This is a genomic window from Cecembia sp. (genome assembly GCF_007126775.1).
Lineage (GTDB): Bacteria > Bacteroidota > Bacteroidia > Cytophagales > Cyclobacteriaceae > Cecembia.
Genome location: NZ_SLAP01000028.1, coordinates 18079 through 40339, shown reverse-complemented (window position 1 = coordinate 40339; position 22261 = coordinate 18079). Strand labels below are relative to the sequence as shown.

At 39.8% G+C, this 22261-nt stretch carries 23 protein-coding genes; 12 read left to right on the top strand and 11 right to left on the bottom strand.

Annotated features, from left to right (window positions below):
- The 5 genes from QZT73_RS02250 to rhaM all read left to right on the top strand — a co-directional run.
- Positions 1 to 232 (top strand): (Fe-S)-binding protein (locus tag QZT73_RS02250; protein ID WP_291786379.1); only part of this gene is annotated, 232 nt, incomplete at its 5' end.
- A complete protein-coding gene (locus QZT73_RS02245; RefSeq protein ID WP_291786378.1) occupies positions 229 to 1584 on the top strand; it encodes a lactate utilization protein B in 1356 nt (451 codons plus the stop codon). The genes QZT73_RS02250 and QZT73_RS02245, both read left to right, overlap by 4 nt.
- Complete coding sequence (locus tag QZT73_RS02240; protein ID WP_291786377.1) at positions 1584 to 2144, top strand: LUD domain-containing protein; 561 nt, start codon at positions 1584 to 1586, stop codon at positions 2142 to 2144. Before QZT73_RS02245 ends, QZT73_RS02240 begins: the two co-directional genes overlap by 1 nt.
- A 449-nt stretch (positions 2145 to 2593) precedes the next feature.
- The gene (locus QZT73_RS02235; protein ID WP_291778192.1) at positions 2594 to 2731 is read left to right on the top strand and encodes a hypothetical protein; all 138 of its coding nucleotides are present in this window, start codon (positions 2594 to 2596) and stop codon (positions 2729 to 2731) included.
- A 26-nt stretch (positions 2732 to 2757) separates the two neighbouring features.
- A complete protein-coding gene (gene rhaM / locus QZT73_RS02230) occupies positions 2758 to 3051 on the top strand; it encodes an L-rhamnose mutarotase (RefSeq protein ID WP_363331082.1) in 294 nt (97 codons plus the stop codon).
- 28 nt (positions 3052 to 3079) lie between these two features.
- Here rhaM and QZT73_RS02225 read toward each other — a convergent pair whose 3' ends face one another.
- The 4 genes from QZT73_RS02225 to QZT73_RS02210 all read right to left on the bottom strand — a co-directional run bounded on the left by QZT73_RS02225 (position 3080) and on the right by QZT73_RS02210 (position 4995).
- Positions 3080 to 3373 carry a transcriptional regulator gene (locus QZT73_RS02225; RefSeq protein ID WP_291778186.1) on the bottom strand — a complete coding sequence of 98 codons (294 nt, stop codon included), beginning with the start codon at positions 3371 to 3373 and terminating at the stop codon, positions 3080 to 3082.
- Positions 3373 to 3942: a hypothetical protein gene (locus QZT73_RS02220; RefSeq protein WP_291778183.1), complete on the bottom strand. Its 570-nt coding sequence runs from the start codon at positions 3940 to 3942 to the stop codon at positions 3373 to 3375. Before QZT73_RS02220 ends, QZT73_RS02225 begins: the two co-directional genes overlap by 1 nt.
- Positions 3942 to 4454, bottom strand: coding sequence for a DUF1579 family protein (locus tag QZT73_RS02215; protein WP_291778181.1), 513 nt, complete (start codon positions 4452 to 4454; stop codon positions 3942 to 3944). The genes QZT73_RS02220 and QZT73_RS02215 overlap by 1 nt, the downstream gene beginning before the upstream one ends.
- A gap of 127 nt (positions 4455 to 4581) precedes the next feature.
- Positions 4582 to 4995, bottom strand: coding sequence for a hypothetical protein (locus QZT73_RS02210; protein ID WP_291778178.1), 414 nt, complete (start codon positions 4993 to 4995; stop codon positions 4582 to 4584).
- A 130-nt stretch (positions 4996 to 5125) separates the two neighbouring features.
- Here QZT73_RS02210 and QZT73_RS02205 point away from each other — a divergent pair, with 130 nt between their 5' ends.
- Positions 5126 to 5512, top strand: a complete 387-nt coding sequence (locus QZT73_RS02205) for a transmembrane 220 family protein (protein ID WP_291778175.1) — start codon at positions 5126 to 5128, stop codon at positions 5510 to 5512.
- Positions 5513 to 5517: 5 nt separating this feature from the next.
- Positions 5518 to 6264 carry an NIPSNAP family protein gene (locus QZT73_RS02200; protein WP_291778173.1) on the top strand — a complete coding sequence of 249 codons (747 nt, stop codon included), beginning with the start codon at positions 5518 to 5520 and terminating at the stop codon, positions 6262 to 6264.
- Between the two features lie 151 nt (positions 6265 to 6415).
- Here the strand turns inward: QZT73_RS02200 and hslU are convergent, their stop codons facing one another.
- The 6 genes from hslU to QZT73_RS02170 all read right to left on the bottom strand — a co-directional run bounded on the left by hslU (position 6416) and on the right by QZT73_RS02170 (position 16782).
- Positions 6416 to 7819 (bottom strand): ATP-dependent protease ATPase subunit HslU, encoded by a 1404-nt coding sequence (hslU, locus tag QZT73_RS02195; protein ID WP_291778172.1) that lies wholly within the window; start codon positions 7817 to 7819, stop codon positions 6416 to 6418.
- Between the two features lie 129 nt (positions 7820 to 7948).
- Positions 7949 to 10435, bottom strand: coding sequence for an endopeptidase La (gene lon, locus QZT73_RS02190; protein ID WP_291786375.1), 2487 nt, complete (start codon positions 10433 to 10435; stop codon positions 7949 to 7951).
- Between the two features lie 319 nt (positions 10436 to 10754).
- Complete coding sequence (locus QZT73_RS02185; protein WP_291786373.1) at positions 10755 to 12818, bottom strand: hypothetical protein; 2064 nt, start codon at positions 12816 to 12818, stop codon at positions 10755 to 10757.
- 11 nt (positions 12819 to 12829) lie between these two features.
- The gene (locus tag QZT73_RS02180; RefSeq protein WP_291778749.1) at positions 12830 to 14056 is read right to left on the bottom strand and encodes a hypothetical protein; all 1227 of its coding nucleotides are present in this window, start codon (positions 14054 to 14056) and stop codon (positions 12830 to 12832) included.
- Positions 14057 to 14299: 243 nt separating this feature from the next.
- Positions 14300 to 15616: an RIP metalloprotease RseP gene (gene rseP / locus QZT73_RS02175; protein WP_291778751.1), complete on the bottom strand. Its 1317-nt coding sequence runs from the start codon at positions 15614 to 15616 to the stop codon at positions 14300 to 14302.
- Positions 15616 to 16782, bottom strand: a complete 1167-nt coding sequence (locus tag QZT73_RS02170; protein WP_291786371.1) for a 1-deoxy-D-xylulose-5-phosphate reductoisomerase — start codon at positions 16780 to 16782, stop codon at positions 15616 to 15618. Before QZT73_RS02170 ends, rseP begins: the two co-directional genes overlap by 1 nt.
- Before the next feature lie 193 nt (positions 16783 to 16975).
- Between QZT73_RS02170 and QZT73_RS02165 the strand changes: the two genes are divergently transcribed.
- The 3 genes from QZT73_RS02165 to QZT73_RS02155 all read left to right on the top strand — a co-directional run bounded on the left by QZT73_RS02165 (position 16976) and on the right by QZT73_RS02155 (position 19146).
- On the top strand, positions 16976 to 18427 hold the full coding sequence (locus QZT73_RS02165) for a trypsin-like peptidase domain-containing protein (protein ID WP_291777326.1): 1452 nt from the start codon (positions 16976 to 16978) through the stop codon (positions 18425 to 18427).
- 24 nt (positions 18428 to 18451) lie between these two features.
- A complete protein-coding gene (locus tag QZT73_RS02160; RefSeq protein WP_291777323.1) occupies positions 18452 to 18871 on the top strand; it encodes a nucleotidyltransferase substrate binding protein in 420 nt (139 codons plus the stop codon).
- Positions 18872 to 18948: 77 nt separating this feature from the next.
- Complete coding sequence (locus QZT73_RS02155) at positions 18949 to 19146, top strand: hypothetical protein (protein ID WP_291786369.1); 198 nt, start codon at positions 18949 to 18951, stop codon at positions 19144 to 19146.
- Between the two features lie 43 nt (positions 19147 to 19189).
- Here the strand turns inward: QZT73_RS02155 and QZT73_RS02150 are convergent, their stop codons facing one another.
- Entirely contained in the window at positions 19190 to 19798 is a 609-nt protein-coding gene (locus QZT73_RS02150) for an OmpW family outer membrane protein (protein WP_291786365.1), read from the bottom strand.
- Positions 19799 to 19905: 107 nt separating this feature from the next.
- On the opposite strand from QZT73_RS02150, the gene QZT73_RS02145 reads away from it, so the two are divergent.
- Together QZT73_RS02145 and QZT73_RS02140 are read left to right on the top strand one after the other, a co-directional pair.
- Positions 19906 to 20622 carry an ABC transporter ATP-binding protein gene (locus tag QZT73_RS02145; protein ID WP_291777313.1) on the top strand — a complete coding sequence of 239 codons (717 nt, stop codon included), beginning with the start codon at positions 19906 to 19908 and terminating at the stop codon, positions 20620 to 20622.
- The gene (locus QZT73_RS02140) at positions 20615 to 22258 is read left to right on the top strand and encodes a putative ABC exporter domain-containing protein (RefSeq protein ID WP_291786362.1); all 1644 of its coding nucleotides are present in this window, start codon (positions 20615 to 20617) and stop codon (positions 22256 to 22258) included. The genes QZT73_RS02145 and QZT73_RS02140 overlap by 8 nt, the downstream gene beginning before the upstream one ends.
- The last annotated feature ends 3 nt before the right edge of the window (positions 22259 to 22261 follow it).

Sequence of the window (22261 nt, the reverse complement as noted above, 5' to 3'; positions counted from 1 at the left end):
GAACCGAAAAGATGAATGCTGCGGATTCGGTGGAACCTTCGCTGTTACAGAAGAAGCCTTGTCGGTTCAGATGGGCAAAGACCGCTTGCAGGATCATTTAGCTCAGGGTGTGGAAATCCTCAGCGGGGGAGATATGTCCTGTATCATGCATTTGGAGGGAATTGCCAAGAGGAATAAGCAGCCATTGAAATTTATGCATATCGCAGAAATCCTAAACCAAGCCATCTCATGAGCCATCCAACCAAAGCATCGGAATTTTTACAGGACGCTGCCAAAGCCAAATGGCATGACGAAACCCTGTGGTTTGTACGGGACAAGCGTGACACTATCAGCAAGACCATCCCTGAATGGGAACAATTAAGGGAATTGGCTTCCCAGATCAAAGACAATGTACTGGCCAATCTGGACCAATACCTTATCCAATTTGAAGAAAAGGCTAGAGCCAATGGCATACAGGTGCATTGGGCCAAGGATGCAGAAGAGCACAACCAGATTGTACTGAGCATCCTTCAAAAACACCATTGCAAAGCCATCGTCAAAAGCAAATCCATCCTCACCGAGGAATGTCATCTTAACCCCTTCTTGGAAAATAACGGAGTGGAAGTGGTGGATACGGATTTGGGAGAGCGGATTGTGCAGTTCTTAAATCAACCGCCCAGCCATATCGTGCTGCCTGCCATCCATTTGAAGAAAAGGGATATCTCTGAGCTTTTCCATGAAAAACTGCATACCGAAAAAGGGAATGAAGATCCGGCTTACCTCACCCATGCAGCCCGTTTGCATTTGAGGGAAAAGTTTTTGGGCGCCAAAGTAGCCATAACCGGCGTAAATTTTGGAGTGGCAGAAACAGGTGAATTTGTGGTCTGTACCAATGAAGGCAATGCCGATATGGGCGTGCATTTGGCCGATGTACACATCGCCTGTATGGGCATTGAGAAAATCATTCCCAGAAGAAAGGATTTGGGGGTATTCCTCAGGTTGTTGGCCCGCTCTGCTACCGGGCAACCCATTACCAATTACAATTCACATTTCCGCTCCCCGGCTCAGGGTAAGGAGATCCATATTGTTTTGGTAGATAATGGCCGTACGGATCAATTAGCAAGGGAGAAATTCAAAAACTCTTTGAAATGCATCCGTTGCGGCGCCTGCATGAACACCTGTCCCATTTATAGAAGAAGTGGTGGCTACAGTTATGGCTCGGTAGTTCCCGGACCCATCGGCTCTATCCTGTCACCAGGCTTGGATGTGAAAAAATACAGCACTCTTCCTTTTGCCTCTACCCTTTGTGGTTCCTGCACGGATGTTTGTCCGGTAAAGATCAATATCCATGAGCAACTCTACGAATGGAGGCAGGAAATCACCAAAGCCCAAGGGACCAATGCGAAAAGCATTTCCATGAAAATCGCCAATGGGATTTTTGCAGTTCCTTTTGCTTATAAAGTGACAGGTTCCATGATGCGGGGCGCCTTGAAAATCCTACCTGACAGCATTACTTATTCAGGCCTGAACACCTGGGGTAAGCAAAGAGACCTGCCTGAATCGCCAAAAGAAACTTTCAAAGATTGGTACAAAAAGAACAGGTAATGAGCAGCAGAGAAAACATTTTGGCTAAAATCAAGGCTATTCCTAGGGAGGATAGCCCGCTTCCTGAAATACCTTCATTTGGATTTCCTATGGATCATAAAGCAGCCTTTATACTATCCATTCAGGCCAATAAGGGGGAAGTAATCACTGAGTCCGAATTGAAGGATTTTATAGCCATCAACCGTTTTGAAAAGATTCTCAACCTGGCTAAGGGAATGGAGAGCCTTTCGACTCAGCCTTTACCTTCTGACGCCCATGAATTAAATGAGTTGGAAGTAGCCATCATTCAAGGTGAATTTGGGGTAGCAGAAAACGGGGCAATCTGGTTGACCGATGAAAACTTGGGCTTAAGGGCTTTACCCTTTATCACCGAGCATTTGGTGATTGTATTAGAGGAAAAAGCCTTGGTTTCCAACATGCATGAAGCTTATCAAAGAATTGGAGCCCAGCATTCAGGTTTTGGACTTTTTATTGCCGGACCATCCAAAACTGCAGACATTGAGCAATCTTTGGTGATCGGAGCTCATGGGGCGAAGAGTTTGAGGGTGGTGTTGAAGTAGAGACAAGAGGCAAGAATTGAGCTTACCTAACTTTAGGTAGAAGGCTAGATAAAGTGAGAGGGCGAAAGACGGATTTCGGGGAAATTTGAAACATTAAGCAGTTAAGGAATTAAGGATTGTCATTAAGGGGTTGGATTAAAGCGTTTACTTGCTTCGCTTGAAAGTTGTATAAATTGACACCTTCCTTGTTTTGCTGGTCTGTTATTGGCATTGAATTCCCCTTGTTCATTTCGACCTTAAGGAGAAATCCTGTAATACTTTCTTCATTGCCTTGGGAGACTACTCTCCCGTAAAGCTGTCAGGATCGGAGTAAGAAGGAGAGACTGTTTCTTATTATCAGTTAACCTCTTTTTCATAAGAACAAAAACAGGCTAACAAGAAATCAATCCTTCTAAACATTCCTTCCTATTCCCCAATTATCCGTATATTGTTTAAAAAAGACTATCGAGATGAGAGAAGTAACTGTAAGGATTCCCGACGATAAATATGAATTCTTTAAGGAGCTATTTGAGCAACTAGGACTTCAGACCGAACCTGCCTCTGAAATCCCCGAGGAGCACAAAAACTGGAATAAAAGAAACCCATAATGCCCATAAAAACTTTCGCCTTTAAAATGAAAATCCTTCCTGGAATGGAGGAAGAGTACCAAAGACGCCATGATTCCATCTGGCCAGAACTCAAACAACTGCTTTTAGATTCAGCGATCTTAGAGTACCATATTTTTCTGGACTTGGAAACACACACCCTATTCGCCTTTCAAAAAGTGGATGGCGAACAAAATTCCCAAGAATTGGGAAAACACCCTATTGTGCAAAAATGGTGGAAATATATGGCCGATATCATGGAAACAAATCCTGATGATTCCCCTGTCAGCAAAGCGTTGACAGAAGTATTCAAACTCCCTTAAACTAAAGACTTTTTTTGTATTTTTTATCTCAATTATCCTTTTTAATGTAGCTCTGTAAAGCATCAACATATCTCTCGAAAGCCAAAATCCCTTGATCAGTAATTTTGCATGTGGTTAAAGGATAATTATTCTTAAAACTTTTATTCACTTCAAGGTAGCCGGCATTCTTCAGCTTCGAAATTTGAGCACTCAAATTTCCTGCTGTTGCTCCTGATTTTTCTTTTATAAAATTAAATTCAGCTTCCCCTTTTGCCAACAGAATAGACATGACTGCTAACCTTAATTGATTATGCAAAAGAGGATCTAATTCATTAAACTCCATTAATTTTTTCTCATCATATGGGCTGGCAAAACAAAACTCACCAATACAGCCAATACAAGTAAAAGCAATTGAAATTGAAATACAAAAAAGAAAGCAATTGCACCTAAAATTATACTTAACAAACCACCTAACATCAGCCATTTAAATTCCAGGGCAGTACCTGTAGCAAAGGCCGACGTACCATACAAAAGCATAAATACTGGGTAAACTTTTCCCCAACCTATACCAAATCCTCCGGCTACTACTGCTAAAATAGCAAAGAGCATTCCTACCCAAATGCCCGATAAAACCCTATAAATCCAAGTGTTTGATTGGACTGACTGTGTTTTTTTATTGAGGTAAAAAAAATGAATAACCCCTAAAATAGGCATCAATAGCCAAACTAAATACGGGTATTCATATCCTGTTAAAAATTGAAGGTAATAGTGGCTTAATCCAGCAACCACCACGCCATAGCCCCAAAGTAAATAAAGGAATTTCTCATCAGCCACCTGGTATTTCGAGGCTTCGATCATTGATCTGATCAATTGGATGCTTTCTGATTCATCCCAATGCTTTTCCGCTTTCATTAGTCTGCTTTTTTGGTTAATAGCATTTCAAAACTTGGATACCAAGTATTCCCATCAGGAGAAAATTCTCCTTTTTCCTTCCATCTCCCCTCCTCGTCGAGACTTATTAAATACCGAACCTGCCCATTTGGTAAGGGAAAACCCCATTCGAATTTTTTGTCTCCCCTCTCTTCAAAGTAAGCCTTAGTCGTCTCACCTGTAGCCAGCCAACTTTGCATTTCATATTTTTGGTTACCTTCATCAAATGTAACCAATCCAATGGCATTAAAAACCAGATCCCCATTCTGGTACCCCTTACCTTCTATCATCAGCATGCGGCCTCCCAATTTAACAGCAACACTTTCATGCTGATTGATAAGTTGGATTTCACCAGGACCAGTTGCTGCCTTGGCTTCCCCTTCCCAATTACCCACTAAAAAGCTGAGCTTTCCAATCGCCTCCTTACTGGATTCCTGTGCTGAAACCATGCCGTAGGCCAGAAATAAAATGATTGTCAAATGTATCTTTTTCATATTTATAAAGTAGTTTATTTTATAAACCAAATTTACTCATTAGTCTGAAAAAAGCAAGGCATTTTCATTTAAATCAAGTAATTTCTGTTATCCTATAAAAATAAAGCACCCTAAAAGACTTAAACATTCAGTCTCTTATCTCTACATGGTAAACATCACTTTGATTCCTTTGGATTCCTTTGGCTTCAAAGCCGCCTTGTTGAGGAATCTCTTCGATCAGGTCAAAAACGGAGCAGTCTTGTGGCAAGGCTTCAAAAATCAATGTAAAGCGATGGCTTGATCCAAAAATATGCAGCCATTGAGGGTAAAAAGGGATTTTATCCGCATTTAGTAATTTGGATTTACCTCCACCTTCTTTGGGAATCAAAAAAGTACTGGGCCAAATGCGCAATTGCCACCATGCAATATTGGTCCTCAACACAACATGGACAATCACCTGCCTTTCAATATTGACATGTTCTTTGGCTTTTTGCACCAAATCCTCTTCTACTTCTATAGTTGGATTTATGATGATTTCTTCTCCCATTATAATCTTTATCAAAAGCCCTGATTTCCTATTGCACAAAGTTAAAATTTCTTAAGGATTTCATTTTCATTTACAAACCCATAAACAAACAAAGCTTGCCAGTCCTTCAAGAATTTCATACTTTCATAGCATTAACTCCTAAGCTATGAAAACCTTTACAAAATATTTCTTTGCCTTTTGGTTTCTTGCCTTCCTTTTATTTGCCTATTGGCAACTCAATGATCCTGACCCGGAAATATGGGTATCTGTTTATGTTGCAGCGGCTTTATTTTCTGCATTGGCTTTCAAGGGAAAACACCCACTTATCCCACTAAGTATTGGCATAATTGCCTGTATCATTGGAGCTGTTTATTTTTTCCCTGATTCTGTATGGGACTGGATAGGATTTGAACTTGAGCATAAAGACCTAAGTATGAAAACCCAAGAATCTGAAGAAGCAAGGGAAACTTTTGGCTTATTGATTGTAGCTATTGTCATGTCAGTTTCTGCATTTGTCGGGTGGAGAAAAAAAGCATCCATTAACAAAACCTAAAATCTATGAAAAACCTACTCTTCTCCTTCTTAACTTACCTTATTATCTGGCAAGTTGCCTCAGCTCAGGATACGCGATATTACGAGATGAGAACCTATACTGCTCACGAAGAAAAGCGGAATGAACTGATTAAGCGCTTTCAGGACCATACCTTGAAATTATTTGAGAAAAATGGAATTGAAAACGTAGCCTACTTTATTCCAACAGACCAAAAAAATAACACATTAACCTTCATCTTGGCCTATCCAGACCAAGCCTCCAGAGACCTATTGTGGAATAAGTTTATCAACGATCCAGAATGGCAGGCTGCCTATAAAGCCTCTGAGGCCAATGGCCCCTTAGTAGCCAATGTCAATCAGGTTTTTATGGAAATTGCCCAAGAATTAAACCCTGAGATCATCCGTTGGCAAAATGAAGGGAAGAGAATATTTGAACTACGAACTTATTACATGCATCCTGGGAGGGTGGATGCCATCAATGCGCGATTCAGAGACTACACCAGAGAACTTTTCCAGAAGCAGGGGATGACAAATGTGATGTATTGGTATACCGTGGAAAAAGATGGGGGGCAACCCAGATTGGTATATTTGCTTGCCCATAAAAATGAGAAAGCAGCCAAAAAATCTTTTGACAAGTTCCGCGAAGACCCTGTATGGGTGATGGTAAGGGACAAATCCGAAGAAACCGGACCAATTGTACAGAAAGTCGAGTCAGAATATCTTACACCCTTGCCCTTTTCCCCAATGAAATAAAAATTCCTTGTGCTAGCACTTCTATGCAAGCACAAGGGGAATTTTTATCATCATTGTTGTAATTCCCGAAACCTGCCCGATGGTCAGGCGGTTTCTCCTCCCAACTTCCTTAAATATTTGTTTCTTGCCTCTTGTCTCTTATCTCTCGCTTCTACAATATATACTGCGACAGATCCCTATTTTGCACCAAACTGCTCAATCGCTCAGCTACCATTTCCTTGGTAATCATGATTTTGGAATTGGCTTCAATAGTATCAGGAACATCAAAAAGAAAGTCATTTAACAAATGACTGACCACCGTGTGTAATCTCCTCGCACCAATATTTTCCACTTCCTCATTGATTTTGAAAGCCAATCTTGCTATTTCCCTGATGGCCTCATCATTGAAATCTAAATACACTTCTTCCGCTTCAAACAATGCCTGATATTGCTTTGTCAACGCATTTTTGGGTTCCTTCAATATCCTATAAAAATCATCTTCGGTCAATGAACTGAGTTCCACCCTTATTGGAAAGCGTCCCTGAAGTTCAGGGATTAGATCAGATGGTTTGCTGACATGAAAGGCACCCGCAGCAATAAACAGTACATGGTCGGTGTTGATAATCCCATATTTGGTATTGACACTACTGCCTTCCACAATCGGAAGCAAATCCCTTTGGACTCCTTCACGACTTACATCAGGGCCACCACTTCCTTTGCCACTTTTAGATGCAATTTTATCAATCTCATCAATAAAGATAATGCCATTATTTTCTGCTAGTCTGATAGCTTCTTCTTTGACCTCATCAAAATCAATCAGCTTGCTGGTTTCCTCTTCCATCAAAATTTTTCTGGCTTCGGCAATACTTACTTTCCTTTTCTTGGTACGCTTGGGCATCATACCGGAAATCATATCCTGAATACCTGCCATACTGGCATCATCCATCATCCCATTCCCTATCATACCTACCCCCACAGGCGGACTTTGCTTGACGTTGATCTCAATCTTCCTTTCTTCCAGTTCCCCATTCTTCAGCTTTTCTCTAAACCGATCTCTAGTTCGCTCATTCAACTCTTCTTCAGAAGCCTGATCGGGATTAAAATCAGTAGAAATAGAAGTGCCCTGTCTTACAAACCCAGCAGATTTCACCGGTGGGATTAAAATGTCAAGGATAATTTCTTCGACAGATTCCGAAGCCTTTTCTTTGACCGCTTCATTTTTTTGATCCCTTACCAGATGGACGGCTTGTTCTACCAAGTCTCTGACCATACTTTCCACATCACGGCCAACATACCCCACTTCAGTAAATTTAGAGGCCTCCACTTTGGTAAATGGTGCATTCGCTATCTTTGCCAACCTTCTTGCTATTTCGGTTTTCCCTACCCCTGTCGAACCAATCATCAGGATATTATTAGGCACGATATCCTTTTGAATATCGCTTTTAACATTCATCCTACGGATACGATTACGGAGTGCAATTGCTACATTTCTTTTGGCATCATGCTGACCGATAATATATTTATCCAGTTCAGCTACAATCTGCCTTGGTGTCAAATGTTGAATATCGTTTCTCATTATTTTCTTAATTGAGTGTAGCATTCAGGAGTAAAGAATGCCGTATTTTATTAACTGAGCCAATGGACTAAGGTTATGTCAAAATCCAAAGTTTGATTAATTAGATTAACTGGATAAAATCCAAACGATTTAGTTATCCATTCCCTTGTGGGCCTCTTTAGGAAAAGTAAAGTTCATGGGATCATCAACTTTAGCTTTCAGCAGGGCTATTTCCAAAACTTCCTCAACTTTATCTACAAAGTGAAAATTAACACCCTTGATGTATTCCTGATCGACTTCCTCTATATCCCTTTTATTTTTCTCACAAAGAATAATATCCTTTATCCCTGCCCGCTTAGCGGCGAGGATTTTTTCTTTGATCCCTCCTACCGGCATAACTTTACCTCTTAGGGTTATTTCCCCAGTCATGGCTACTTTGGTTCTGACTTTTCTTTGTGTAAATATGGAAGCCATGGCCGTTAACATAGTAATGCCAGCTGATGGGCCGTCCTTTGGAACCGCTCCTGCAGGCACATGGACATGAAGGTCATAATGGTCAAATATGCGGTAATCTATTCCCAACTTTTCGGCTTTGGATTTCAAGTAAGAGAGTGCTGTAACGGCAGATTCCTTCATTATATCTCCCAATTGACCGGAAAGGGTAAGTTTTCCTTTCCCCTTGCTCAAAGAAGCTTCTACAAAAAGAATTTCGCCACCAACAGAAGTCCAGGCAAGGCCTGTAACCACTCCCGCGATACTATTGTCCTGGTAAATCTCTTTATCGAAAATCTCCCCTCCAAGTATTTTTCTTACAACTTTGGTAGTGATTTTTTTCTCATATGCTTCTTCCATCGCAATGGATTTGGCTACATTTCTGATTACTTTACCAATCGCCCGCTCCAGACTTCTGACTCCTGATTCCCGGGTATAGTCTTCTATGATTTTAACAATGGCTGCTTTATCAAAACTCACTTGAGTTCCTTTAACACCATGTTCTTTTCTCTGTTTAGGAATAAGGTGTTTTTTGGCTATTTCCACTTTTTCCTCCATGGTATAGCCTGTCACTTCAATGATTTCCATCCTATCACGCAGAGCGGGCTGTATGGTATCCAAAGAATTGGCCGTCGCAATAAACAACACCTTAGACAGGTCATATTCTACCTCCAGGTAGTTATCCACAAAGGTACTGTTTTGCTCAGGGTCCAATACCTCCAGAAATGCTGAAGAAGGATCTCCTCTAAAATCCGAACTCAATTTATCTATCTCATCCAGAACATAAACAGGATTAGAGGTTTTCACCTTTTTCATGTTTTGAATGATCTTACCGGGCATAGCGCCCACATAAGTCTTTCTGTGTCCACGTATTTCTGCCTCGTCGTGCACCCCACCAAGCGACATCCTGATGTACTTCCTTCCCAATGCAGTGGCAACAGATTTACCCAGTGAGGTTTTTCCAACTCCCGGAGGTCCGTATAAGCAAAGGATGGGACCTTTAAGGTCGTTTTTCAATTTCAATACAGCAAGGTATTCGATGATTCTTTCCTTTACTTTGACCAATCCATGGTGGTCCTTATCAAGGACATCTTTTGCCCTTTTCAGGTCAAAATTATCCTTTGTGAATTCATTCCAGGGCAATTCCACCAAAGTCTCGGCATAATTGAGTGCGATGGGATATTCTGCTGCAGAGGGGTTGATCCGCAGAATTTTATCCAATTCCTTTTGAAAATGTTTGGCAACGGCTTCGGGCCATTTTTTCTTCGCTCCTTTAATCCTTAATTCTTCAACTTCTTTTTCAGGCCCTTCTTCACCCAATTCGGTCTGAAGAACTTTCATCTGCTGTCTGAGGAAGTAATCTCGCTGCTGCTGATCAATATCGGTATGCACCTTTTTCTGGATTTCACTTTTGAGTTCAAGCATTTGAATATCCTTCATCATAAACTCCAAAAGCAAGGTCGCCCTTTCCACTCCATCATTAATTTCCAATAATTTTTGTTTGGCCTCTACCGGTGCATTGATGTTAGAGGAGAGAAAATGGGTAAGAAATGGGGTATTGTCAATATTATCTAAAGCAACTTGGGCCTCTCTGGGGATCTCCGGATTAAGGTCTAAAATTTTGACTGCAGCATCTTTCAATGATTCTTCTAAAGCCTGGATTTTTTTCGAATTTTTAGGAAAATTCTCCTCCAAATAGGCCACTTTTGCCATGAAATAAGGGTCTTCTGAAACAGTTTCAGTTATTTGAAAACGTTTTTTCCCTTGAATAATAATCGTGGTATTCCCGTCTGGAAGGACTATCATTTTGATGATTTTTGCCAAGGTACCCACATGGTAAATATCTTCCCAAGATGGGTCGTCATTTTGGGGATTGACCTGGGCACAAACCCCGATGAGCTTGTCTCCTTTTTGCGCTTTCTTTACCAGCTTGATGGACCTTTGCCTTCCTACGGTAATTGGAATGACCACTCCTGGAAATAAAACTGTATTGCGGACAGAAAGAATAGGTATTTCTTCGGAATAATTTTCACTTTGGGAAAGCCCCTCCTCTTCATCGTCAGTGATCAATTGGATCAAGTCTCCTTCAGCGGCGTAATCTCCCGTCATCAATGATTGGAATAATTGGTTTTGGTATCTATTCATAAAGGACATAATGACAGTCGTATTGTCATGTTTGTATCAAAATATAAAAGAACCCTCAATTTAAGAAGGTTCTCCTAATAAAATCAATGCTTATGCCAATGTTTGAAAATGTACAAATTGGCAGGTAAGCATTCAATACTTGAAATATACCGGACCAGTTTTTTTAACTGTTTCCCTTGGAACATATTTGTAAATTTTCTCAATGGACAGAAAAGCCCAAGAGAACCAAGTGGAAACCAAAAAACTATGGGTACATAAAATCAATCCAAAGAGACAGCTTTTTACATATTGTGGGTGCAAAATTGCCATAGACCTATCCTTAAAAAAATGCAGGATCAATCTCATTAATAAATTCCCCCCAATTATAATAGTATATTCGGCCTCCAACCCCTACAGAAAGCAAAACATTATCAAACTGACCGGAAGAATAAGCTGTAACCTCATAATTCAAAAGATTAAAGCTATAAATCCCTGAGCGGTAAAATGCAAATGCTTCATTTCCAATCACGAACAACTCATTGGAAACGGGAATTCCAGGTAAATTAAGACCGGTAATTTTAACCCAATTTTGAGTGTTTTGGTTGAACTCAAATAGCACAGTATTCGATAAACTTCCCGCTTCAATTCCGAGCTTGAACAATTTACCTTGATGGGTATAGGTAATGGATTTCCTCATTGCATCTCCCATTTCAAAGTTCTCATCGTTTAAATTTATCCAAGTTTGGGAGGAAAATTCATAGCGCCATCTCTCATTGGATGGAGTGCCTCCTACACCTTCGACAAACACTACACCTCCATCATAATAAAGGAACTGAGAGGTAGCATAGACAGCTAAAGGCGAAGTCGCTCTAGTAGGTATATTTGGGAGTTTGGTTATCCTTTCAGTCACAGGGTCAAATTCAAAAAAATCAACTACTCCCCCGTCTCTTACCAAGTTATCCGCACCCATATAAATTTTCCCATTTGGAGAGAGTAAGGCAAACTGATTGCTAAGACTAAATACATTATTTGCCTGACTTTGGGTAACAAAGGAAAATCCCCGTGTATCAGGAGTAAATTTAAATACTTCATTTCCTGCAAAAAAATACCCCCTGTTTCCAAAGGAAACAGCTCTGGATCCATTTTCTAAAACCGCATTCGTAAATCTGCTTGAAACTCTAGTATGGGGAAGAATTGGGTTGGTGAGTTCAACTTCAATAAAATTTTCCGAAAGCATACCAAAATTATTAAGATAAAAACGGTTTTTTCGTTGAATACCATCGGTCAAATTTAAAACAAATCCAAGCTCATCATCAGCAAGCATTTCTTCTCCTGTCAACTGTAAAGGACTTTGAAAGTCTGCTGTAATGATAGAATTGAATCCCAAATTATGGATATTTTTATTGGTGACTTTTGCCACAATAAAATCAGAAGCCGTGACTGAAAATTCCTGCCCATGAACAAACTCGGTTGGGTTCAGCTCAAATGAATTATCTATAAAGTAAGATTCCCCCCTTATAACCACTTCAATTCTCGGTTTATTTTGAAAGAATACAGTAGAAGGATTAAAACCCAATCTTATTTTTGAATTGAAGTTTCCATTCAGCTGGGCCATTCTTTGCTGGTTATCTACATAATACACTTCAAAAAAACCAGCAGATTCCATGAAATCCCCTTCAATGAAGGCCGGTTGATTATAATTGATTTTCTGATCGGGAATAATCCTAAATTCCGGTTTTCTGAAATTAAAAGGTGCTTCTACCTGCAAAAATTTATCCGCTATCAAAAAGTAAAAAAGAAAAGTCTTGTCGGTGACTATCCGCTCGTCAAATGAAATCCCATCAGGAAGTAAGAATTTAAAATAGTTTTCACCAAGCTCTACCACTGTGGCTCTTTCGCTTTCCACTGAAACTGAATAGTTGGCAATGGATCTACTCAGATTACTGGCAAAAACAGTAATGGTATCCCGGAAATACAAAAGATCTGGAATTTCAATTCTTTGAAAAATAAAACCCTCAGAACCTTTACTTTCAAATTCAACCGGTGCGGAGTAAACATAACCAGATGCAGTTCTCATAAAAGCGGCAACATGATACCTTTCACCAAAAGCCATGGAATGTGTCGCTTTGATTTCAAATTGAGCTGATGGCTTTCCTTCTCTCCTTACAATTTCAGCATTATCTATTCTAGGTAGAGTAGATTTCCCATACACAAATCCGTATTCCAGGATTTCCTCATTTCCAAATTCAAAAATATTGGCTGAAAACTGTGCCCCTGAGGCATCAAGATTTTGGATAAAGGCAATACTGAACCTGGGGTTTTTCCTAGGCTCCAAGGTTTCTGCATCGCAAGCAAAAAGAACTATGAGTAGACCAGCTAGTGCTAATTTAACTTGAATTTTCATCTTAGTGACTGTTAATATCGAATAGCAAACAATAAAGAACCCATCAGCTGATTGTAAGTGGCTTTGTTCAAGCCCAATTCAGCACTGAATGCAGCGGGGGCATACTCCATCTGCAATTCGACCAAAAAGCCTAAAGGCTTATCCGCATTGATATGGGTGCCCAACTTAACAGCAGGGTTCACCATTGTCTTTTTCCAAGTTAAAAATGAACCCTCTTCCAAGACCGTAGCAGCATTAAAATTGGTGGTCAAGTCTCTTATGGCATAGGATGGGGAAGTATTGTTGAATCTAAAAAATCCCCCCAAACCAAAATAGGACTCCATTCCTCCACGTTTGATGAGAGAATAATTGAAAAATACAGGAACATAAACAGATGTAAATTTAAATTCTTCTGTACCTGTAAACCTCACTTCAGGGTTGATGTATTCCGAATCTATTCTGTTGTTGGAAAAAGCCATCCCTAAGCCTAGATCAAAACCGATTTTGGGCAGATTTCTGAACTGGTAGACTTTTACTCCTGTAAGTAAAAAAGGCATCCCTGTTTTTTCCAAAACGTCTTTTCTCCCCGGAGTCCTGCTATTTACGGAAGTCTGGATCAATGTAAAGCCTGCACCAAAATAAGGAGATAGCCTTACCCGCTTTATTTGTGCTACATGTACTTTGAAATCCAATCCTTCACAAACATGGTATTTGGACAAAATTTCAATAAAATCCTGATCTGAGTAGTTGGTCCGATTGATTGCATTGGAAAGTTGCGTGCCGCAGGTACCCGCCATAAGGATATTCAGCATACCAATGAACGGTTTCTTATAAGTCTTAAGCGTGCGGCTATCGTATTCCATGTTTTCGTATCCTGCAACCAATTCCGTAATTTCCCTTTCCCCTTCGATATAGAAAGCCCCTTTATAGCTTAAAAGACTTAGGGATCCAGTTAACAATTGTTGAACAAAGACCTTCTCCTGGTTTCCCGGCAAAACCTTGCTGAAAAAAATCCTCCCATTATCCAGACCAAATCCTTGAATATCCTCAGGCTGAAAAATAAATTTCTCGCCTGAAGTATTGATGAAATTAATGGTAACATACTGGCTGTAATCAAAATCCCTAACAACCTGACCGTAGACTTGCTGTCCTGAAGAAAGGATCACAAAATCACGCTTAACATCCTGGGCTCTCACTGAGCCTGTCAATACCATCAGCCAGACAATCCCTGACCAGCAGATGAGAAAACAGCGTTTCATAAGTAAAGAAAACTTATCTCTAATAAATCAATAAAATAGTTTTAAATGATATGATATGCCTAAAAAGGCAGTACAAAATACCTTCAAAAAATGAAATGAATCAGGAAGTTTTTAGGACTTAAAATCCTTTCATTACTAAGAAAGTAGACAATTGTAGATAAAAAACTGAATAAAAAAAATAAGGATAAGCCACCTAAAGCTTATCCTTATATAATATATTGATTATCAGGTAGAAAATTTTATTTATGTGGTGAAAATTTTCAATATATCATTACCTATTGCAAAAACCATCAAGGCCAATAGGACTACCATACCCACTTTTTGTGCATTTTCAAGGAAGCGGTCAGAGGGAGCTTGGCCAGAGACCATTTCGTATAATAAAAACATCACGTGTCCTCCATCTAAGGCTGGGATCGGTAATAAGTTCATAAAAGCCAAAATCATAGATATCAGTCCTGTAATACTCCAAAACTTCACCCAGTCCCAGCGACTGCCATATATTTTGGCCATCCCGATCGGACCCGATACATTTTTGGCCGAAACCTCTCCAGTAAACATTTTCCCAAGGGCCTTGGCATTGATTATAACTACCCCAAAAGCCCTTTCAGTGCCTTTGACGATAGATTGACCTATACCATATTTTTGCACCACAGGTTCTATCAAGGGATTGATGGCAATACCAATGGTACCTTCGCTGCTAACCTGCGCTGTCTTTTCTAATTTTTGGCCGCTTCTATCCACCAATATCCGTACTTCTTCTCCTTTGGCATCGGCCAAGGCTGCCTGAAGTTCATTGAAATATTGAATTTGGCGTTCATTGACTGCAGTGATTTTATCTAAGGGTTGTAATCCTGCATTGGATGCAGGACTATTAGGCATAATTTCCCCAATTTCAAATGGAGAACGGATACTAATAAACCGCATCATGCTTTCCTCATTTGAAAAAGAATTGATAAAGCCTCTGGGAATATCTATTCTTACAATCTCGCCATCCCTTTCTACAGTATAAAAACCCTCACTGCTCAACAATGCTTCTCCCGAACTCAGATCATTGATGCTCCTGTATGGGGTTCCATTAATATCCAATACCTTATCTCCATCTTTGAAACCGATCATACTGCCGATATCATAGGCTACAATACCATGTTCAATGACCTGATCGCGGGAATAGTAAGTCTCCCCTTTTTGGTACACCAGAACAACGAATATCACAATTCCTGTAATAACATTTACTATAATGCCCCCAAGCATTACAATCAGCCGTTGCCATGCTGGTTTGGATCGGAACTCCCAAGGTTGGGGCTCAGCACTCATCTGCTCCGTATCCATGGATTCATCTACCATTCCGGAGATTTTCACAAACCCTCCCAAAGGTATAGCACCTATGGAATACTCTGTTTCTCCCCATTTGAATCCTGCAATTTTTGGAGGAAAGCCGATAGAAAATTTCTCTACACGCATTCCAAACATTTTGGCTGTCAATAAGTGGCCTAATTCATGTAAGCCGACCAATATTGAAAGCCCAAGCAGCAACTGGGCCGCCATAATCAGTGTATCCATTATACTTTACTCTTAATTAATTGTCTTGTTATCATTCTGGACATTTTGTCCGATTCTATATAATCAGCCAAAGTGGGTTGACTGACAAAGTTGGCCTTCTGCATAGTCTCTTCTATTAAATCGGACATTTCAAGAAAACCAACTTCATCCCGCAAAAATGCGGCCACAGCAATTTCATTTGCTGCATTTAATACGCAAGGTGCATTTCCTCCCTGCTCTAGTGCTTCGAAAGCCAACTTCAAATTACGGAAAGTCTCTATATCCGGTTGCTCAAATGTCAGATTTGGGTAATTTACAAATTCAAATCTAGGAAAATCGGATTTGAATCTATCGGGATAACTTAAAGCAAACTGTATAGGTATACGCATATCTGGAAGACCGAGTTGGGCTTTGATCGAGCCGTCTTCAAACTGAATCAAGGAATGAATGATGGACTGGGGGTGGACGACCACCTCAATCTGATTCTGTCTTACTCCAAAAAGCCATTTGGCCTCAATAACTTCAAGCCCTTTATTCATCAGTGATGCCGAGTCAATGGTGATTTTGGCTCCCATATCCCAATTGGGATGTTTCAAGGCTTGCTCTTTGGTCACATTTTGTAAAAAATTCTTAGACTTCCCCCTAAATGGTCCTCCTGATGCTGTAAGAATTAATTTTTCTATAGGGTTGTGAAACTCACCAACCAAGCATTGAAAAATCGCAGAATGTTCAGAATCCACCGGATAAATATTGACTCCTTTTTCCCTTGCCATGGAAGTGATCAGCTCTCCGGCCACCACCAAAGTTTCCTTGTTGGCCAATGCGATATGCTTCCCTGCTTCAATGGCTTTGATGGTTGGCAAGAGTCCTGAATAACCTACCAAGGCGGTCAAAACCACATCAATATTTTCCATCTCTACCACTTGTGCTAAGGCCTTATCCCCCGCAAAAACCTTGATATCTGCTGGGATTAAAGCCTTTTTCACTTTTTCGTAAAGGGTCTCGTTGGCAATAACTACGCAGTTTGGTTGAAATTCCAGTGCCTGCTGTATCAATAAATCTGCATTATTCTGAGCAGTCAATACCTCGACTTGAAATTTATCAGGATGTGATTTAATCACTTCCAATGTTTGGGTCCCTATACTTCCTGTGGCGCCTAGAATGGCTACATGTTTTTTCTTTGACATGAAATAAGTTACTTGTTAAAGGGGATAAATCGCTTTCTTCACCCTATAATTATGACAAAATTACACGGAATTGTCTTTCTTCCTTGTAATTTTTTAGTCTTTTTGAAAAGGCATTATATTTGGCAGGTAAATATTTATATTGTAAAGCATAGAATTTCTTAGACTGAATTAACCTAAAAACTGAAATTTCGTTATGCAGGATATGGTGAAAAATCTAAAAATTATCTTGGTGGCTTTTTGCGCAGGACTAGCGGGGGCCTGGGCTTACCAGGAGTTTATCTTTAAAACAGAGAGCGCTCCTTTCAACCTGTCATTGGATGATGAAAGGTCCAACTATCAGGTAACCTTCGATGCTTACAAAGATACACCAGCTATTGCCAGCATGCCTTTTTCATTTGTAGAGGCCTCTGAAAAAAGCACCCCCTCTGTGGTTTTTATTAAAAATTTCTCAGGAACTGACCAAAGAAGATACAGTATTTTTGATTATTTCTTTGGGACTGGACCTACTCAAAGAGTAAGCACAGGATCAGGCGTTATCATTAGTAAAGATGGTTACATTATAACCAACAACCACGTGATTGACCGTGCTGAGACCATTGAGGTGGTACACCAGAGAAGAACTTATCCGGCGAAATTAGTCGGAACAGATAAAAATACCGATATCGCTGTACTTAAAGTGGAGGCAGATAATCTGCCGGCAATACAGCTTGGTAGCAGCAGAGAATTGAGAATTGGAGAATGGGTAATCGCAGTAGGAAATCCATTTAACCTGACTTCTACCGTAACAGCAGGCATAGTTTCTGCAAAAGAACGTCAAATAAACATTTTGGGTGGTGAGTTTCCGTTAGAATCCTTTATTCAGACTGATGCACCTATCAATCCTGGAAATTCCGGTGGGGCGCTTGTAAACATAAAAGGAGAACTTGTCGGCATCAATACAGCAATTTTATCCAGAACCGGTTCCTACACAGGCTATGGATTTGCTGTCCCTGTGGATATCGCCATGAAAGTATCCAACGATCTGATCAAGTATGGAGAAGTCCAAAAAGCCATACCAGGGATTGATGTGGTGGAGATCACTCCCGAATTGGCGGAGGAAATGAAGCTTTTTAGCCTGGATGGAGTAATTGTTACCCATGTAATCCGCAATGGGGCAGCAGAAAAAGCAGGATTAAAGCGTAATGATGTGATCACCAAAATCGAAGGGGTAAATATTACCGGAAAAGGAAGTTTTGAAGAGATTTTGTCTTATTACTACCCCGGAAACAGAATACGGATTGAATTTCAAAGGAAGAATGAATCCAAAACAGCTGAATTGACGCTTCAAAACCTTGAAGGTGGAACAGGCGTAATCCAAAGGGAGTTTTTCGCATCTAACTTATTGGGTGCCAGACTTGAGGCAATCAATGCCATTGAAAGGGATCGATTAGGAATTGAACATGGCATCAAAATTTCAGGAATGACAAGGGGTTTTCTAAGAGACCTAGGGCTCAATAATGGCTTTGTACTTACCCAGATAAATGGTGAACCTGCAAAAAACCCTGAAGCAGTAGGAAAATACTTAGAAAATTTCAGTGGAAGATTGAGGTTAGAAGGTGTTGCCCCCAGTGGACAACCGTTTATGCAATCATATAGTATCCGATAGGAAATCCTGAAACCACAACTCAAAATGATGAAAAACATTCCTATAACCTGCGAAACATGCTTTTTGGACTTTCAGGAAGCCCTGGAAGAACTCAATCTTTTGATTGGCTCCAAAAAAATGGAACAGTTAGATGATAAAAGCCAAGTGAGGATCATACGAGCTTTTGAATTTACGCATGAACTGGCATTGAAAACAATGAAAGAATATTTTCGAAAAATGGGCCATAATTATCCTGAAGGCCCTCGAGATACGACAGTAGAAGCTTTCAATGGAGATTTGATTGACGATGGAAAGGCTTGGTTGGACATGATTATTGAAAGAATAAAGTATGACCCTCTTTACCCTGAAAACCAACAGCGAGATTTGACTGAGAATATTATTGAAAAATATTTTCGATTGTTTTTGAATTTTGAAAGAAAAATGACGGGTTTTATGGACAGATAAAAAACATGGGCAAAGTAGCGTTATGCCAGTGCTTACCGTCTTGGTATCAACAAATCATTTATCCAGACTAAGATTTCATGAAGAAACAATTACAGTACATTATTAGTTGGCCGGTATTTTTCACCTTTGCTGTTATCCTTTTTGTTACTTTGCCTGCCTGCCAGGAAGAAGGCGACAGTCCCTTAAATTACAGGAGAATAGATCTTGCAGATCAGGAGTTGAGGCCAAATGACAAAATAGATATCACAAGGCTATCTAACTTTAATCTGGATTAGTACCCTGCAAATAAGGAGAGAGAATCATCCTTTGAAAAATCCATTAATTACGCCACTTTCCACCACCAACGTAAAATCCCAGAGCAATTCCCAAATAGCTATTTCCAGTTTCACCGATAACATTTCCTTGAAGATCAACAATGTCAGATTTTGGAACAATATTGTAATCCAGCGAAAGCCTGAATTTCCCCGCTTCAAATCCTGCACGCAAAACGGGAGCAAACGAAGAATTGACAGACAAATTACCAGCCTCATCTGGCTCAACGTCCGAATCGAATGAGATCGCGGCAAACCTCATCCATCCAATTCCAGCGCCAACAAATGGAGCAAAATTACTGCCTTCGGATTTAAAGTAATAATCATAAGTCAAAACATAAGATCCATTAACTGAAATATTGCCGGATAATTCATTCATATTATCGAAATATACCAAATCCCTTACCATAGCTGCACCGCCGATTCTAAGACCAATGTTCATATTATCACGGATATTATATTTTGGCTCCAGGTAAAACAACAAACCTCCACCACCTGAAGTAGGTATAGTATACCCTAGGTCAAGCCCCACTCTGAACTTCCCTTGTTCCTGTGCATACAAATGGCCAATTGATAGAAACAAAACTGATATTAACAAAATCAAAAATTTTTTCATTTTCTTAAATTTAAAATTAACCATATAAAAATAACTAAAATAAATTGTATCTAAGAAAATCTCAAGATAAAAGTTTAATATTGGGATCGTGAAATGAATGGATACTCATGTTAATTGTAGAAGGATTAGTAAAAAAATACGGAAAGCAATCGGCTGTTGATAACATTGATTTTTCATTAGAGGGTGGAGAAGTCGTAGGGCTGCTTGGGCCCAATGGTGCTGGAAAAAGCACTACAATGAAATGTATTGTTGGTCTTTTGCGAAAAACATCGGGAAATATCAACATTGGTGGCCATGACCATTTATCTGTCGCTGCCAAAAAACTTTTTTCTTATATCCCAGAAACCCCTCATGTATATGACTTGCTTACCGTAAAGGAGCACCTTCAATTTATAGCGCAAGCTTACAGTGTGAGTGACTGGCAAAGTAAGGCTGAACAATGGATGACTACTTATGAGCTTCTTGATAAAAAAGACAAGTTGGGAAGGGACCTCTCTAAAGGCATGCGGCAAAAAGTTTCCATTTGTTGTGCGCTTTTGCCAGACCCTGATCTTTTGTTTTTTGATGAACCTATGATTGGACTTGATCCCAAAGCCATCAAAAATACAAAAAGGATATTCAATGAACTCAAAGAAAAAGGGAAAACCATTTTGGTAAGTACCCATCTCATAGATAGCGTAGAAACAATAGCGGACAGAATCATGATCATGAAAGATGGCCGAATCATTGGGAATGACACTTTGGCCAATCTTAAGACTACTTTCAATCACAGTGGAGATTCTAGTTTAGAAGATTTATTTTTGGAATTGACAAAAGATGAATGAATTTAAACTGCTTTTAAGGAAGGATATCTTTATACTGTTAAATAACATCAAGCTTATCCTTAAAAACCCGCTCAGGTTATTACCCTATGCTTTCATCGTTGGATATTTCAGTTTTTTCTATTTCCGAAGAAGCAGTAGAAGCGCAGAAATAGATACAGGCCAATTTCAGGAACTACAGGATGCTGCTGAGGGTCTGGAACAGGTCAATTATGTGCTTCAAAATATCAGTGGCGGTTTGACCTTACTTGCTTTGATATTTTTCATCTTCAAGATGTACCAGTCAACCAAAAAGAATGTGAGTTTTTTCAGTATGGCAGATGTGAATTTCCTTTTCACTGCACCCGCTGCTCCCCAAAAGATTCTTTTGTATTACATGATCAGGGCTATTTTTCCAGCCACTGGTGGCGCCTTTCTTTTCACTCTTTATGGAACTGCCCAACTCAACGATCTTTACGACCTGAATTTTTTCAACCTGCTGATCATGTCAATGGGTATCACACTCTTCTTTTTTATTCTATCACCTATTCGCTTTCTGATTTATACCCTCAATACAAAGTACCATATAAGGGGAAGCTTCAAGTCTGTTGTTTTTTTCTTGGCCATTGGACTTGGATTGATGATTTTGATTCCTGGACTGATGGCAGAAAAATTCTGGATGGGCATGTTTGCTTGGATCGGATCACCATGGTTTGATTTTTTCCCTTTGGTAGGTTGGAGTAGGGGAATCATTACCTTTTTGGGACATGAAAGTATTTGGATTGCAGGAGGATTCATACTGGTTTATATTTTGACTTTTACATTGATTGTACAGGTAGTTCTATATAATGCTGGCTATTACTATGAAGATGTATTAGAGGCCACAAAATCCAACGAAGAAATAAAAGAAAAAGCTAAAGGAAAGAAAGAAGCATCTGAGGGTAGCATCAGTTTAAATGCAGGCAAAAAGCTGGAATTAAAAGATTTTGGGACAGGAGCAGTAGCCCTTTATTGGAGAAATTATGTCAACAGCTCGCGACAGGATTTTCACCCTCTAATCGGGCTGTTCAGCCTGGGCTTTGCACTACTTGCCTATATTTTTGCCGGACTTTCATATTTTGACTGGTTTTCCCATCATGTCATCTATGGTTATCTGCTTACATTGATGTTTATTTTCTTTTTTTCAGGGATGGGTAAGACCAGCATTGGTGATCTAAAAAAACCCTACTTCATACTCATTCCTGCTTCATGGAGTACTAAATTTTGGAACCTGATCAAATTGGAGGTTTACCAGACACTAATTTTGGGTTTTGTTTTGATCATACCCCCTGTCTTCATCGCCCAATTGAGCTGGGGCTTGATTATCCTTTTCCCACTTTGCCTTGCTTTACTTTACTTAACAGGGTTTAGTATTGCATTAGTCACTATGGTAGGTTTTGATGAAGGCTGGGACAGGAAACTTATCCGTCCCTTAATAATCGGAGGGGTTTTTATTTTCGGCATTGCGCCATCGCTAGCTACCGCAGTGTTCAGCTACCTTGTCAGCAAACAATTTGTATATGCTTTACTGGGGTTGGGCATTGGGATGTCCATTGTTACAGCAATCATGCTGCATGTAACTATGGATGTCATCAGCAAAATTGAATTCAAAGAAGCTTAATTC

What these genes read in the sequence shown, in the direction of transcription:
- QZT73_RS02245 (WP_291786378.1), top strand. Translation starts at nt 229, where the DNA reads ATGAGCCATCCAACCAAAGCATCGGAATTTTTACAGGACGCTGCCAAA.
- QZT73_RS02240 (WP_291786377.1), top strand. Translation starts at nt 1,584, where the DNA reads ATGAGCAGCAGAGAAAACATTTTGGCTAAAATCAAGGCTATTCCTAGG.
- QZT73_RS02235 (WP_291778192.1), top strand. Translation starts at nt 2,594, where the DNA reads ATGAGAGAAGTAACTGTAAGGATTCCCGACGATAAATATGAATTCTTT.
- rhaM (WP_363331082.1), top strand. Translation starts at nt 2,758, where the DNA reads ATGAAAATCCTTCCTGGAATGGAGGAAGAGTACCAAAGACGCCATGAT.
- QZT73_RS02225 (WP_291778186.1), bottom strand. Translation starts at nt 3,373, where the DNA reads ATGGAGTTTAATGAATTAGATCCTCTTTTGCATAATCAATTAAGGTTA.
- QZT73_RS02220 (WP_291778183.1), bottom strand. Translation starts at nt 3,942, where the DNA reads ATGAAAGCGGAAAAGCATTGGGATGAATCAGAAAGCATCCAATTGATC.
- QZT73_RS02215 (WP_291778181.1), bottom strand. Translation starts at nt 4,454, where the DNA reads ATGAAAAAGATACATTTGACAATCATTTTATTTCTGGCCTACGGCATG.
- QZT73_RS02205 (WP_291778175.1), top strand. Translation starts at nt 5,126, where the DNA reads ATGAAAACCTTTACAAAATATTTCTTTGCCTTTTGGTTTCTTGCCTTC.
- QZT73_RS02200 (WP_291778173.1), top strand. Translation starts at nt 5,518, where the DNA reads ATGAAAAACCTACTCTTCTCCTTCTTAACTTACCTTATTATCTGGCAA.
- hslU (WP_291778172.1), bottom strand. Translation starts at nt 7,819, where the DNA reads ATGAGAAACGATATTCAACATTTGACACCAAGGCAGATTGTAGCTGAA.
- lon (WP_291786375.1), bottom strand. Translation starts at nt 10,435, where the DNA reads ATGAATAGATACCAAAACCAATTATTCCAATCATTGATGACGGGAGAT.
- QZT73_RS02185 (WP_291786373.1), bottom strand. Translation starts at nt 12,818, where the DNA reads ATGAAAATTCAAGTTAAATTAGCACTAGCTGGTCTACTCATAGTTCTT.
- QZT73_RS02180 (WP_291778749.1), bottom strand. Translation starts at nt 14,056, where the DNA reads ATGAAACGCTGTTTTCTCATCTGCTGGTCAGGGATTGTCTGGCTGATG.
- rseP (WP_291778751.1), bottom strand. Translation starts at nt 15,616, where the DNA reads ATGGATACACTGATTATGGCGGCCCAGTTGCTGCTTGGGCTTTCAATA.
- QZT73_RS02170 (WP_291786371.1), bottom strand. Translation starts at nt 16,782, where the DNA reads ATGTCAAAGAAAAAACATGTAGCCATTCTAGGCGCCACAGGAAGTATA.
- QZT73_RS02165 (WP_291777326.1), top strand. Translation starts at nt 16,976, where the DNA reads ATGCAGGATATGGTGAAAAATCTAAAAATTATCTTGGTGGCTTTTTGC.
- QZT73_RS02160 (WP_291777323.1), top strand. Translation starts at nt 18,452, where the DNA reads ATGATGAAAAACATTCCTATAACCTGCGAAACATGCTTTTTGGACTTT.
- QZT73_RS02155 (WP_291786369.1), top strand. Translation starts at nt 18,949, where the DNA reads ATGAAGAAACAATTACAGTACATTATTAGTTGGCCGGTATTTTTCACC.
- QZT73_RS02150 (WP_291786365.1), bottom strand. Translation starts at nt 19,798, where the DNA reads ATGAAAAAATTTTTGATTTTGTTAATATCAGTTTTGTTTCTATCAATT.
- QZT73_RS02145 (WP_291777313.1), top strand. Translation starts at nt 19,906, where the DNA reads ATGTTAATTGTAGAAGGATTAGTAAAAAAATACGGAAAGCAATCGGCT.
- QZT73_RS02140 (WP_291786362.1), top strand. Translation starts at nt 20,615, where the DNA reads ATGAATGAATTTAAACTGCTTTTAAGGAAGGATATCTTTATACTGTTA.